Raw genomic sequence first — 13,882 nt, 5'->3', positions numbered from 1 at the left:
CCCATCATGGCGGAACGCCCAGGCGGGAAGGATCCAGGACATGACGGATGGTGCGCACATGCTCCGGTCCGTCGATCAGGTATTCTGCGCAGGTCAAATGAGAGAAAAAATGAGATGATTTGGCTGTATAGCCGCCGTCTTGATAAATGCCGATGTAATCTCCCACCTGCGGCATGGGCATGAAAATTCCGTTATTTTGCTCAAGGAGATCTGAAGTGCGCAGTCCGGTCAGAAGCACCGGGACCGGCGGTGTTCCATCTGGATTGGAAAGGTTGATGGCACATCCGGCTGGAAGATGGGGCGGAATTTCATCATCCAGGATGCAGCAGGTCATGGTCCCGGCTTGCCGGGTTGCCACCACCCGGGCAACATGGAGTGTCGTCATGGGTCCCAGGGAAGGATCCATTTCCAGAATGCCGGAGACGGCCGGTGGCTTGTGTTCAGCCTTGAAGGTGGCCCAAAGGGTTGCCAGGTCCCTGGTCAACGCAACCTTGTCCTGAATATGTTTTTCCGCATGCGAAGGGAGTACCGGGCACTTGGCAAAAATGACCCGTTCCGGCCATTGTTCAGTCATTTGAGCCAGTTCGGCAATCGTTGCAAGGGCTTGACGAAAACCATCCAGCATCGGCTCCGTATTCGGGTTGATGGTTCTGGAATCAGGGTCCGCCCGCAGGCTGCTGGTATTGAAATTGAAATAAAGCCCCCCGTAGCGGCATCCAGATCGACTGCCCAGGGCTTTGATCAGCGCGGCTCCCTGGTCCAGATCAAAGCCAGGGCAGGGGTGGTACTCTGGCCTGGTAGGACCGGAATTGTCGCCGGAATCGTGCGTGGGTGAACGGAGATGGATGCGCAAGGCCAGCACGGCCTTGCGCCCCAGACGACGGCCAATGTGGTCGATACGTTCCAGTTCTGTCGCCGACTCCAAACTGATGGAACCGAGACCGCTGCCGATGGCCAGTTCCAACTCGGCATCGCGCTTGCCGGGAGCCAGGAAATCAAGTCGTTGGGGATGCATGCCGGCAGAAATGGCCAGACGCAACTCCACACCGGATGCCACGCTCAAACCATCCAGATGGGGTTGCATCCAGCGCAACAGGTGGGGATTGGGAGTGGCACCAACCATTCTGGAAAGAGCCAGATGAGTTGTCAGGGAGGCACGCAGGTGCCGGTTCCAGGCCGCGATGGTCGGACCATCATGGATGTAACAGGGGGTTCCCTTCGAGACCACAAAATCCAGTAGATCAACATCACCAAAAGGCAGGGTATCCATCATGGCCTTTGCAGTTATTCGCCAACAGGATTATTGCCATCGGCCTGCCGGCGCGAGACGTGCAGGTCCCGGTTGGTGCGAGACGCACAAGCCACGATTGGCGCGAGACGCGCAAGCTCCGGTTGGCTGAACATACGAGTGGCAAGAGTTGTCCGATCACGGCGTGGTGTTCATGATTCATAAGTGGATTCTATGACCGGTGGAGAGTCCATGTCAACGTCGTTTGCCGCCGACGACCGGGCACTGGATCGAAGCGATTTTGTCTGATCGGTCATTGAGTTGCCTGTTTGGAAAAAGGCCATTTATTGTCGTAACAGATTGGCCTGCGAGGAGAGTTCTTCAGCGGTGGCGGCAATTTCCTCGGCGGCACCGGCATTGCCCTGGACTGTTCCTTCCAGGGTTTGCAATGCCTGCCGGATGCGGTCGGCATGGGTATTTTGTTCGACACTGGCACGGGCGATGCCACCAATCAAGTCGGTTGTTTTCTGGATGTTCGGCACCAGTTGCTCGAGCATTTTGCCGGCATTTTCCGCCACGCTCATGCCGGAGGTGGTGATTTTACCAATTTCGGCTGCGGCCAACTGACTGCGTTCGGCCAGTTTGCGCACTTCGGCGGCCACGACCGCAAATCCTTTTCCCTGTTCGCCGGCCCGGGCGGCTTCGATGGCGGCATTCAGGGCGAGGAGGTTGGTTTGCCGGGCGATTTCCTCGATGATGGAAATGCGTTCGATGATGTCGCGCATGGCCGTGACGGCCTGGGCCACAGTCTTGCCACTCTCCTGGGCATCCCTGGCCACCTGGGTGGCCATGTTTTCGGTTTGCTGGGCATTTCTGGTGTTGGTATGGATGTTTTCGGCCATGGCGTTCATGGAGCTGGTTGTCTCCGCCATGGCCTGGGCTTCCTGAACCGCAGCATCCGACATGCGTTGCGACTGGTCCGACAGTTCATGGCTGCCCAGTGTCACATTGTCGGCTGCGGCCTGGATTTCCTGGGTGATTCCCTTCAAATGCAAAGTCATTTTGGCCAGATGTGCCTGGACTCCCCGGGAACTGGCCGTGCTGCATTTCGGGTTGAGATCACCTTGGGAGACCGCTTCGGCCATATGGGCCAACTGCATGGGGTCGCACCCGAGCTGCTCCCGGGTAACCCTCTCAAAAATGAAAGAGATATACAGGGCCAAAACAATTCCTAGACCGGTCCAGACCAGGGCCTGGTGGCGTGATCTGACGGTTCGGCTTTGGGCTTTTTCCGTGGCGGATTCGGCTTCGGCGTCCGACTCCTTGAGACCGGTGGAAATTTTCTGCACCATCTCTGCGGCACGTTCCTGCATGAATTTGGACCGCTTATGCATTTCTGTCGTATTGGTCACCATGGCCGTGAAGGTCTTGTCATAGATGGCCAGGGCTTTCCGGATGTCGGCCACGGTTTTTTGACCGGCCACATCCCGGGAAATGCGCTCCAGGATCACCTTGATCCGGTTGACCTGTTCAGGCCCGGATCTGGCGTAGTAGGACAACTCCGCCACCTGGAATTCACTCAAGGCCGATTCCAGGTTGGCATTGCCCAATTCATAGATTTGCGTTTCCAAGGCTTCGCGATCTTTGGTCAGTTGTTCCCTGAACCGGCTGTTTTCCTCGACACTTTTGACAAGCGAGGCAAAGTTTTTCTCGTACTCTGTCAAACCATTGTGAATCGCATCTGTTTGGGAGTTTTTCAGTTGCTGGAGCATCTCTTGTGCACGCTGCAACGCCGGAGTGATCCCTTGTGCCGTGGCCGGTGCATGATCGAGCAGGTAGCCCAGACGGGTCATTTCGGCTTCATGTATCCCTTGAACCACACCATGCCATTGGCTCTTGGCTGCCAGGGGACCCGAGAGAAGGTCGGCATATATATTTTGCACCTGACCCAGGGCAATATAGATCAGGGAAATCACACCCAGGAAAACCGTGAACGAACTGACCGACATGAGTATGACCAACCAGCGGAAACGCAGTTTGCCAAACAGGTGCATGATCATGATCAACATCTCCAGAAATAAGATCCGTTTTCTGATGACAGAATCCTGGGTATGTTCCCGGAACATCCATGCCGAGAAACAAGATGGAATCAGGACCCTGTTTTGAACTTGTGTTGATGCATTTTGTATTGACACATCTGGCAGGTTGGACCGGCATGTTGCGGCAAATGTTCCCGCTATTTATTAAAAATAATTAATTTTCGGCCTGATCATTCATGGGGTGCGATGCTTGCTTTTTACAAAAATTGATGTAAATTCAAAATGAAAAAAAACCCTCTCGTTACCGGAGAGGGTCTGGCAAAATTCAAAAGATAAATATTTTTATTGATTTGAAGGTGTGACAGGCTGTAGGCTACAGGGTTTCAATCGTATCTGCGTCCGGGGCCGGCAGACGGGCAGGTTGGTGAGGCAATCTGGCCGGGCTGCCAGCCTGGCGGCCAATTTTGAAGAAAGCGATTGTCTGCCGCAACAATTCGGCCTGGGTGGTCAGCTCCTCGGCAGTGGCGGCAATCTCTTCGGCGGCACCAGCGTTGGCCTGGACCACCCCTTCAAGGGTTTGCAGTGACTGACTGATCCGCTCGGCATTGGCATTTTGTTCGACACTGGCACCGGAGATTTCCCCGATCAGATCGGCGGTTTTCTGGATGCTTGGGACCAGCTTTTCGAGCATTTTACCTGCATTTTCGGCAACTTCCATTCCAGAAGTGGTGATTTTGCCAATTTCGGCGGCGGCCAGTTGGCTGCGTTCGGCCAGTTTGCGCACCTCGGCGGCGACGACGGCGAAGCCCTTCCCCTGTTCTCCGGCCCGGGCGGCTTCGATGGCGGCATTCAGGGCCAGCAGGTTGGTTTGTCGGGCAATTTCTTCAATGATGGATATGCGTTCGATGATCTCGCGCATGGCCTTGACCGCCTGGGCCACGGTTTTGCCACTCTCCTGGGCATCCCGGGCCACCTGATTGGCGATTTTTTCCGTTTGCTGGGCATTGTCGTTATTGGCACGGATGTTTTCGGCCATGGCATTCATGGAGAGAGTCGTTTCGGCCATGGTGCCTGCCTCGGTGGCCGAGGCTTCTGACATACGCTGGGATTGGTCCGACAGTTCGTTGCTGCCGATTGTGACATTGTCGGCGGCGGTTTGAATCTCTTGCACAATCTCCTTTAATCGCACGGTCATCTGGGCCAGATAGGCATTGACCCCCACACTCCGGCCAACACTGCATTTTGGTATGAGATCCCCTTCTGCCACATCTTTTGCCATCCTGGACAGATCAATGGGGTCACATCCCAGCTTTAAAAAGGTAACCCGTTCGAACATATAAGAAATGTACAGGGCCAGCAGGATACCCAGGCCGGTCCAGATCAGGGCCTGGCGTTGCGCAGCCTGGGCACGGCTTTGGGCATTTTTTGCAGCGGCTGTTGCGACGCCATCGGCTTCATCAAGACCGGCAGAGATTTCCTTGACCATCACGTTGGCATGTTCCTTCATGGAAACAGAACGTTTGTTCATTTCCACCGTGTTGGCAACAATAAAGGAAAAGGTTTTGTCGTAAGTCGCGATTGCCTGCCGCAGATCCGTCACGGTTTTCTGGTCGGCGACATCGCGGGAGAGCCGTTCCAGAGTGACCTTGACCCGTTTGACCTGTTCGGGGGCGGGCTTGGCAAAATAACTCATTTCCGCGACTTGGACCTCTCCCAGGGCAGATTCCAGGGTGGGGATGCCAATTTCGTAGATTTGGGTTTCCAGGGCTTCCCGATCCTTGACCAATTGCAGCCTGGCCTTGGCATTTTCCTCGACGCTCTTGACCAGCATCGCAAAATCTTCCTCGTAGACCTTCATGCCATTTTGAATGGCTTCGGCCTGGGCATTTTTCAACGCCTGGAGCATGCCCCGTGCATGGTGCAACGCGGCGGCCATCTCTTGTGCCGTGGAGGGCGCATGTTCAACCAGATAATTCAAGCGCGTCATTTCGGCCTCGTGGATGCCGTGGACCACGCCGCTCCATTGACTTTTGGCCTCGATGGGACCCGACAGAAGATCGGCATTGATTCTTTGTACCTGTCCCAGGGCAACATAGATCAGGATGATCACACCCAGAAAAACTGTGAACGAACTCACCGACATGAGAATGACCAGCCAGCGAAAACGCATTTTTCCGAACAAGTGCATCATTTTTGTCCCCCACCCGGCTCTGGATTGAGAGGCTGTCTAATAACATGTTAATTTCAAAAAAAAGAATGAAAAACTGGGATGGAGGTCCAGGAGGAAGGGCTGTGCCCTTCCTCCTGGCGGGGTTTGGGGCGGAGTCCCAATAAAGTCTTCCTTTCAAATTTTTTTTATCCGAGGGTTAATAGACATCCTCTCAGGAGAAATCTGAACATCTTAAATTTTATAAAATATACTGCGGAACACAAAATATTTATTAAATATCTTATCTTTCTGGTAGATTTCAATCCCAGTATAGACATTGAAAAAAGATGGTGTATAGAAAAAATAATTTATATTTTTAAATATAATATTGAATACCATGGCAATCGATGGTTGCATCGGGACCTCCATGTCGGTTTTTTAAACGTTGCTGGAATTTCCGAAGATGCGGCAACGATCAGGGAGAGTGTTCCCCTTGGACAAGAATGCTGTTGCGGGGTACCCTCTCTGATTCAATGGCAGCTTGTTTTTTTGTGGTCCTTTGGTCAAAAAGGGGAGACGGATCATGCATGTCACGCTCGTCCATGTTGCGGTCAAACCCGAATTCACGGCGGCTTTCATTGAGGCAACCCGCATCAACCATGAACATTCGGTTCGGGAAACAGGCAACCGGCGGTTTGATGTCCTCCAGGATCCGGGCGATCCAACCCGGTTTATTTTATACGAAGCCTATGTTTCGGCGGCGGCAGCAGCGGCCCACAAAGAGACCGCCCATTATCTGCGATGGCGGGATACCGTGGCACCCATGATGGCGCAACCCCGCCAGGGCATGCCTTTCAATGGCTTGTTTCCAAAAGGATGAATTATATGTTTCCCCTGGAAGGTTTTACCATGGCCGCCCTGCCCCGGATTGTTTTTGGTGCCGGGGTTCTGCCCCGGGCGGCAGGCGAGGCGGCGGCATTTGGTCAACGTGTCCTGTTGGTGACTGGCGACAGCTCCCTGACCCGGGGTGGTCAGTGGCCGTTGCTGCAACAGGCCATGACAGAGCATGGTTTGCACTGGGAACAGGTGCGGGTTGCGGGTGAACCGTCACCTGAACTGGTTGATGCAGCGGTTTCCCGTTTTGGGGGAGCGGGGATTGAGTGTGTTCTGGCCGTGGGGGGAGGGAGTGTGCTGGATGCGGGCAAAGCCATTGCCGGTTTGCTGCGTACCGGACGCACGGTCATGGACCATTTGGAAGGGGTCGGTCCCCAGCTTCCCTATGCGGGTCCGGCAGTGCCCCTGGTGGCGGTTCCCACGACGGCGGGAACCGGCAGCGAGGCCACCAAAAATGCCGTTCTCAGTCGCCATGGACGCGAGGGGTTCAAAAAATCGTTCCGGGATGAAAAACTCGTGGCCCGGGTGGCGGTGGTTGATCCGGAGTGTCTGGTTTCCGCGCCCCGGCCTTTGCTGGCTGCCCATGCCATGGATGCCTTCACGCAACTCCTGGAGGCCTATGTTTCCACCCGCGCCAATCCCATGACCGATACCCTGGCCTTGTCCGGCATGCGGGCCTTTCGGGATGGTTTTTTTGCGGCCTGGGAGGGTACAGCCGAGGCCGCTGCCGGTCGTTCACGTCTGGCCTATGCTTCCCTGTTGTCGGGTATTTGTCTGGCGCAGACCGGCCTGGGGGTGGTGCATGGTCTCGCCTCCCCGTTGGGCGCGTATACCACCATTGCGCATGGTGTGGTGTGCGGGACCCTGCTGGCCGAAGCCACGGCAATCAACATCCAGGCCATGCAACAGAGAGAACCGGCCAATCCGGCCCTGAAAAAATATGCCCGGATCGGTGCCCTGCTTGTGCGGCGGCATCTTGCGTTGGACGAGGGCCTTGTCACCCTGGTGACGACCCTGCGGGAGTGGGTGCGGCGTCTGGAAATTTCCCCCCTCGTTCCAGCCGGTTTTGACGTGGCGGACATGGATCTTGTCGTCGCCAAAAGCGGCGGCTCCAGCATGAAAACCAACCCCCTGATCCTGACGGCTGCCGAGGTACGGGAGATTCTCCAGAGGCGGCTCCGGTGATCTGTTCGTACCGGACTGGGTTTAACTTTATCGCCTTGTCTACCTTTGTTGATTGCCTTGTCTATCTTTGTTGGTGGTGGTGTTCTCCGGTGACCTGACCGATTGTTTTGGATAACCTTATGGGACATCACTCTTTTCGGATCGTGTAGACATTCGTGCATGACGACTCATCCAGGCAACTCTCTCCTGCAACGTCACACTTTTGATGATTGTTGAGCCAAGTCATGTATTGACAGAATGAATACTTTCAGCAAAAATCCAGCATGGACGCGACTTATAATTTTCAGGGCATCTCTTTTGTATGGAATGTTCAGAAAGCACGTGTCAATCAAACCAAGCATGGCGTCAGTTTCAAACATGCCTGTGAGGCTTTCTTTGATCCTTTTTTCTGCATAGTGGATGCCAGCCAACAAGAAGAGACTCGGGATGCCATCATTGGAGAGGATGCTACAGGTCACTTGTTGTTCGTGGTCCATATCCAGCAGATCGGGGACATTTTTCGCATTGTTTCCGCCCGCAAGGCCACCAAGTCGGAAAGAAAAATCTATGAAGACCAGTGAATTAAAAAAACGGATGCAAAAGGATCGCCCTATATCCACAATCTCGTTGCGCATGCCGGAGGATGTGGTTGAAGAGATGAAACAAATGGCTCCGCTTCTGGGTTTTTCGGGATATCAGCCCTTGATCCGTCACTATATTGGTCAAGGATTGCGCGTTGACAAAGAGCGGCTTGAGAACTCGCCTCTGGATGCATTCATTAAAAGCCTGAAGCAGCGGGGTATCGATGACACAATACTTAGCCAAGCCATGGCTGATATCCACCACGGATCGTGAGGGTATCTTTTCCCGGAATCATGACGTCGCCATGATTTCAACGATAGGGTACCGGATGCCATCGTGCGTATGCCCTTCGTCTCAAAGAGTGAATTTTCCCTCCTGAATCCGTTGTGCGTCCATCAATTCCAGTTCCTGCTGGCCGGAGACCACCACTTCGGGGTCGGGAACATAGTCCAGGTCCGGGTTGCGATCCGGGTAGGGAACGGCATTCAGGACCACTTTCATGGCGTTCAGGCGGGCCTTGTGCTTGTTGTCGGAGCGGATGAGGGTCCAGGGGGCCTCCTGGGTGTGGGTCCGTTTCAGCATGAAATATTTCATGTTGGTGAAATCATCCCAGTGATCCTGGGCCTGAAGATCGACCTCGCTCAATTTCCAGTTGCGCAACGGATCGTTGCGGCGGCGGTCAAAACGAGCCTGTTGCACCTCCTTGGACACACTGAAGTAGGTCTTGACCAGAATGGTGCCCTGCCGAACGATGTCCTGTTCAAAACCGGTCACGGCCAGCATGAAATCCTGGTATTGGCGCTCGGTACAAAACTTGAAGACCGGTTCCACCATGGCCCGGTTGTACCAGCTCCGGTCAAAGAAGACCACCTCGCCGCCGCTGGGAAACTGCTCGACATAACGTTGAAAAAACCACTGGGTACGCTGCACGTCGGTGGGCTTGCCCAGGGCCACGACGCGATAGTGCTTTTCGTTCATGTAACGGGTGATGCGGCGCAGGGTTCCCCCCTTGCCGGCCCCATCCCGGCCTTCGAGGATGACGATCATGCGCATCTCCTTGACCTCCAGGTGATGCTGCATCTTGATCAGTTCCGCCTGGTACGGCTTTAAATCATCCTCCTGTATCCGTTCCTGGACGGCCCTGGAGGTGTTTTCCCGCAATCTTTTGACTTCGTTTTTCAAAAGTTCCATTTCCCGGGATTGATGCTGCACCAGGGTCAGGAGTTCTTCCCGGGTTGCCAGGGACGGGTCGGCTGGCGGAGGGGACGGATTCACGTTTGCAGCCGGCGGGGGAGGGGAGTCCGGAATCATGCCAGTTTCTCCAGAGCGATACGCAATGAGGTGCTTTCCAGTTTGAGGGCCGCGCCCGTCTGGAGACCGGGTTGATGGGTGATCTCCTGGGCCAGCAGCTCCTGACAGAGCAGGGTGTGGTGGATCTGAATGGCCTGGACCAGGGATTCCGGGCCATCGAAGAGAATGCGGATGCGGTCGGTAATTTCCAGGCCGGTGTCCCGGCGCAGATTTTGGGCCAGGCGGTTGAAATTTCTGGCCATGCCTTCCGCAGCCAGTTCCGGCGTGATGCCTGTTTCCAGCACGACGAGGGTGCCTTTGTCGCGTCCGGCCAACTGGTCGGGACCGGCATCCCAGGAAAATTGCAGGTCGAGGGCGGTGATTTCCAGTTCCCGGCCATCGTCGAGTTCCAGCAGCCAGGATTTGCCACCGGCAACGGTTTGTTGCAATTGGGCCGCATCGGCGGCGGCAATGCGGGCTGCCACCTGTTGCATCTGTTTTTCGGCCTTGGCACCCAGCGTGCGGTAGTTGGGGCGCACCTTGACCTGGATCCCTTCGGCATTGTCCAGGATGACGAGATTTTTAATGTTGCACTCGTCCAGGATCTGCCCGACGAGGGACGGATCACGCAAAACGGCCTCTTCCTGCGGGTCGCTGGGCAGGACCCGAATGCGACCCAGGGGTTGTTTGGTTTTGATGCGCCCCTCGTTGCGCAGGGCCAGGACCATGTTTTTGACTTTGAGGACGCTCTCCATCTGTTGTTCGAGAAGGGCATCCCGCAACTCTGTCCTGGCCTGGGGAAAGCTGCGCAGATGGACCGATTCCGGGGCTGTCGGGTCCACGCTGCGGAGGAGATTCTGGTAGATCTCTTCGGTCAGGAAGGGGAGGATCGGTGCCAGCAGGTCCACACAGGTGATCAGGGTTGTGTGCAGGGTGGCATAGCCGGCCCGTTTGTCCGCCGACACGCCATCGCCCCAGAACCGGCGCCGGGAGCGGCGCAGGTACCAGTTGGACAGTTCATCGACAAACCGTTCAAAATGTTCCATGAACCGATGCACGGCGGCATCGCGATAGGCATCGTGGGCCTGCTGGATCAGCAGTTGCAGGCGGCTGAGAATCCAGCGATCCGGCTGGGGACGGGCTGCCGGTGGGGGATCCTCGGGGCCGGGGGACCACTGGTCCACCTGGGCATAGGAGACAAAAAAGCTGTAACAGTTCCAGAAGGTCAGCAGCTTGCGGCGCACTTCGGCATCGGGGTGGACGGTTTTGTTGTCCTTGTGATCCAGGCGGGGAAAATTGAGATTGGTACCCGGATTTTGCCCGGCGTAGAGATACCGCATCACATCCGCGCCCAGAATGTCGGCGGCGTCATCGAAAAAGATGGCATTGCCGGCGGATTTGTGCATCTCCTTGCCCTGTTCGTCGCGCACCAGGGCGTGTCCCAGCAGGGTTTTGAACGGGGCGCGTCCTTCCAGTTTGACGCTCATGGCCAGCAGTGAATAGAACCAGTTGCGAAATTGCCCCGGGAAACATTCGATGACCATGTCGGCTGGAAAGTGATCCTGCCAGTAGGGACGGTCGCTGTTGTAGCGCACGGTGCTGAAGGGAACGATACCGGCGTCCAGCCAGGGGTTGCCGACATCGTCCACGCGGCTGGCCAGTTGGCCGCACTGCTCACAGGTGATTTTGACCTGATCGATATAGGGCCGGTGCGGGGAGTGGCCCGCAAAGGCTTCCCAGCCGGCCACGGCCCTGGTCTTGAGTTCCTCGGCACCGCCGATGACCGTGAACCAGTTGCAGGCATGGCACTCCCAGATGGGCAGCGCCAGACCCCAAAAGCGTTTTTTGGAAATCAGCCAATCGCCCATGTTGTGCAGCCAATCCAGCTCGCGGGCTTCGCCATCGGCTGGGATCCAGCGAATTTCCGGGACCACTTTTTTGATCTGGTCTCGCCAACGCATGTCGATGTACCAGCCGTCGATGAGGCGGAAGATCAGTTCGGTCTTGCAGCGCCAGCAGTGCGGGTAGACATGGGGGTATTGTTCCCTGGCGATCAGGATTCCCTTGCTTTTCAGATCGTTGACCATGGTTTGGGCGATGGTCAGGACATTCTGGCCGGCATAGGGGCCGAACGGTTCCAGAAAGATGCCGTTGTCATCGAGGGGGGCCACGATGGCCAGGCCATGTTCCTTGCCCAGATGGTAGTCTTCCGTACCGCAACCCGGGGCGATATGCACGATACCGGTTCCTTCCGTGCCACTGATCTCTTTCCAGGGGATGGCACGATGGCAGGTGCTGGCGCTCGCTGCCACGCCGGGGGTGGGACCGAACGGGGTGACGCCGCCCGGGGTTTGCTGGGCAGGCAATTCGTCGCAGGGGCCGTTGTAGGTCAGGCCGAGCAGATCGGTGCCGGGCAGTTCTGCCAGCACGTCCGCCGCGCCGCCCAGACCGCTCAGAATCTGCGCCAGAGAGGGCAGGTTGGCCGTGCGTTTTTGTCCTTCGGCCTCCAGGTCCTGACGGCGTTTGTGGGTGAAATTTTCCTTGCCAACATAGTAGATCCAGCCCCCATGCCGAATCTTCAGATAGGTCATGTCCGGATTGATGGCGACGGCCACATTGGAGGTGAGGGTCCAGGGGGTGGTGGTCCAGACCAGGAAGGCCTCTTTGTCTCGTTCCCGGAGGGGAAAGCGGACATAGACCGAGGTGTGTTCCGTGATCCGGCGGCCTTCGGCGACTTCCATCTGGGAGAGTCCCGTGCCGCACCGGGGGCACCAAGTCATCACATCCGTGCCGCGATAGATGTGTCCTTCGGTGTGACACTTTTTCAGGAATCCCCAGATGGTGTAGTTGTTCTCGTCGGAGAAGGTGAAATAGCTGCCGCCATAGTCGGGGCTGCCCAGATTGGCGATGATCTGTTCTGGCGGGGCCGTGATGGTTTTTCCGGAGGCTGTCGTATAAGTGACTTCGGGTTGCTGGTCATGCAGGGCTTTTTGCAGGCGGCGCAACTGGTCCGGATCGTCCCAATCCATCCAATAACCGAGGCGGATCGATTGTTCTGTCTGTTTGGCGGCAAAGGTCAAGACCCGTTCCTTGCAGGCCCGGACAAAACGATCCATGCCGAATTCAAGAATATCCTTCTTTGACTTGAAGGCATGTTCTTTTTCGATTTCCACTTCCACCCACAGGCCCTGGCAGTCAAAACCGTTCTGGTAGCGCAGTTGGTCGCCCAGCATGGCGTGATAGCGCTGGAAGATGTCTTTCAGCGAGCGGCCCCAGGCGTGATGGACGCCCATGGGATTGTTCGCCGTGATGGGGCCATCCTGGAACGACCAGATGCTGCCGGTGGCGTTTTTCTTTTTCAGTTTGGAAAAAATACGATTTTCTTGCCAAAATTTGAGAAACTTTTTCTCGATGGCCACAAAATCGAGAGATTTATCGACCTTCTTGTACATCCTGACACCAGAACATTTATTGAGTGATGGGGGTGATTTTGTCGGGAGGGGATCTGGTCCTGCAAGACAATCGCCATGTCCAATTTACAATAAACATGGATCATACAGCGCGTCAAGTGCTGGCAATCTGCCAGCCGGTGATGTCGGGCGTGCAGAAGGTCACGAGCGTTTCCGGGCGCATGCTGGTATACTGGGCGGATGGGTGGCTTTGGTCACCCGGGACCGTCTTTTTCATCAGGGATGATTGGGCAGGAAGCGACGAAAGGATGCCAGGCATGAGTGAGCAGTTTACCGAGTATTTGCTGGCCCTGATGGGGCAGCTTAACTACACCGCCATTTTTGTCCTGATGGCGGCGGAGAGTTCCATTCTGCCGGTTCCTTCCGAACTGGTCATGATTCCCGCCGGCTATCTGGCTTCCCAGGGACGTTTGGACCCGTGGCTGATTGTCCTCTCTTCCAGCCTGGGGAGTATTGCCGGTTCCCTGGGCAGCTATTATCTGGCCTATTGGCTGGGACGCCCGTTGATCCTGCGTTTTGGCAAATATTTTTTGATCACCCCGGAACACCTGGACAAGACCGAAACGTTTGTGCAGCGCCATGGGGAAATTTCCATTTTTACGGGACGTTTCATTCCCGGCATCCGTCACCTGGTCTCCATGCCTGCCGGGTTGGCCCGCATGCGTCTGGCTCCCTTCACGTTCTACACCCTGGTGGGGGCCACCCTCTGGAATGTGGTGTTGCTCATTCTGGGGTATGTCATTGGCGAAAACCGGCAATGGCTCCAGGACAATCTGAAACTGGTGATCGGGGGGGGAGTCGGGTTCGCCGTACTCGTGCTGCTCGGATATGTCCTGTGGCAGCGCAGCAGGCATCGATGATGTTCATTGGAGAGAAAGATTTTATTGGGGCTCCGCCCCAAACCCTAAAAAAAATTGGAAAGGAAGATTTTATTGGGGCTCCGCCCCAGACCCCTAAAAAAAATTGGGAAGAAAGATTTTATTGGGGCTCCGCCCCAAACCCCGCCAAGAGGAAGGGCACAGCCCTTCCTCCTGGACCTCCATCCCAGTTTTTCATTCGTTTTTTT

11 protein-coding genes are annotated in these 13,882 nt (G+C 55.8%); 5 read left to right on the top strand and 6 right to left on the bottom strand.

The window, feature by feature from the left end; translation table 11 throughout:
• Window positions 1–4: 4 nt before the first annotated feature.
• The 3 genes from HQL65_03135 to HQL65_03125 form a co-directional block, all read right to left on the bottom strand.
• Window positions 5–1,273: a hypothetical protein gene (locus HQL65_03135; GenBank protein MBF0135207.1), complete on the bottom strand. Its 1,269-nt coding sequence runs from the start codon at window positions 1,271–1,273 to the stop codon at window positions 5–7.
• A gap of 299 nt (window positions 1,274–1,572) precedes the next feature.
• Window positions 1,573–3,288: a chemotaxis protein gene (locus HQL65_03130; GenBank protein ID MBF0135206.1), complete on the bottom strand. Its 1,716-nt coding sequence runs from the start codon at window positions 3,286–3,288 to the stop codon at window positions 1,573–1,575.
• Window positions 3,289–3,640: 352 nt separating this feature from the next.
• A complete protein-coding gene (locus tag HQL65_03125; GenBank protein MBF0135205.1) occupies window positions 3,641–5,458 on the bottom strand; it encodes a methyl-accepting chemotaxis protein in 1,818 nt (605 codons plus the stop codon).
• A 541-nt stretch (window positions 5,459–5,999) separates the two neighbouring features.
• Here HQL65_03125 and HQL65_03120 point away from each other — a divergent pair.
• The 4 genes from HQL65_03120 to HQL65_03105 all read left to right on the top strand — a co-directional run bounded on the left by HQL65_03120 (window position 6,000) and on the right by HQL65_03105 (window position 8,329).
• On the top strand, window positions 6,000–6,296 hold the full coding sequence (locus HQL65_03120; GenBank protein ID MBF0135204.1) for an antibiotic biosynthesis monooxygenase: 297 nt from the start codon (window positions 6,000–6,002) through the stop codon (window positions 6,294–6,296).
• Between the two features lie 5 nt (window positions 6,297–6,301).
• Window positions 6,302–7,495 (top strand): iron-containing alcohol dehydrogenase, encoded by a 1,194-nt coding sequence (locus HQL65_03115; protein MBF0135203.1) that lies wholly within the window; start codon window positions 6,302–6,304, stop codon window positions 7,493–7,495.
• Between the two features lie 263 nt (window positions 7,496–7,758).
• Window positions 7,759–8,055, top strand: a complete 297-nt coding sequence (locus HQL65_03110) for a BrnT family toxin (protein MBF0135202.1) — start codon at window positions 7,759–7,761, stop codon at window positions 8,053–8,055.
• Entirely contained in the window at window positions 8,042–8,329 is a 288-nt protein-coding gene (locus tag HQL65_03105; GenBank protein ID MBF0135201.1) for a hypothetical protein, read from the top strand. The genes HQL65_03110 and HQL65_03105 overlap by 14 nt, the downstream gene beginning before the upstream one ends.
• An 81-nt stretch (window positions 8,330–8,410) precedes the next feature.
• Here the strand turns inward: HQL65_03105 and ppk2 are convergent, their stop codons facing one another.
• The 3 genes from ppk2 to HQL65_03090 all read right to left on the bottom strand — a co-directional run bounded on the left by ppk2 (window position 8,411) and on the right by HQL65_03090 (window position 13,075).
• Window positions 8,411–9,367, bottom strand: a complete 957-nt coding sequence (gene ppk2 / locus HQL65_03100; GenBank protein ID MBF0135200.1) for a polyphosphate kinase 2 — start codon at window positions 9,365–9,367, stop codon at window positions 8,411–8,413.
• Complete coding sequence (locus tag HQL65_03095) at window positions 9,364–12,798, bottom strand: class I tRNA ligase family protein (GenBank protein MBF0135199.1); 3,435 nt, start codon at window positions 12,796–12,798, stop codon at window positions 9,364–9,366. The genes ppk2 and HQL65_03095 overlap by 4 nt, the downstream gene beginning before the upstream one ends.
• Window positions 12,799–12,910: 112 nt before the next feature.
• A complete protein-coding gene (locus HQL65_03090) occupies window positions 12,911–13,075 on the bottom strand; it encodes a hypothetical protein (protein MBF0135198.1) in 165 nt (54 codons plus the stop codon).
• Here HQL65_03090 and HQL65_03085 point away from each other — a divergent pair.
• The gene (locus HQL65_03085) at window positions 13,074–13,676 is read left to right on the top strand and encodes a DedA family protein (protein MBF0135197.1); all 603 of its coding nucleotides are present in this window, start codon (window positions 13,074–13,076) and stop codon (window positions 13,674–13,676) included. The two genes, HQL65_03090 and HQL65_03085, sit on opposite strands and share 2 nt — an antisense overlap.
• Window positions 13,677–13,882 lie beyond the last annotated feature (206 nt).

It is taken from the genome of Magnetococcales bacterium (assembly GCA_015228935.1).
Lineage (GTDB): Bacteria > Pseudomonadota > Magnetococcia > Magnetococcales > DC0425bin3 > HA3dbin3.
This window is presented reverse-complemented; position numbering and strand designations above follow the sequence as displayed.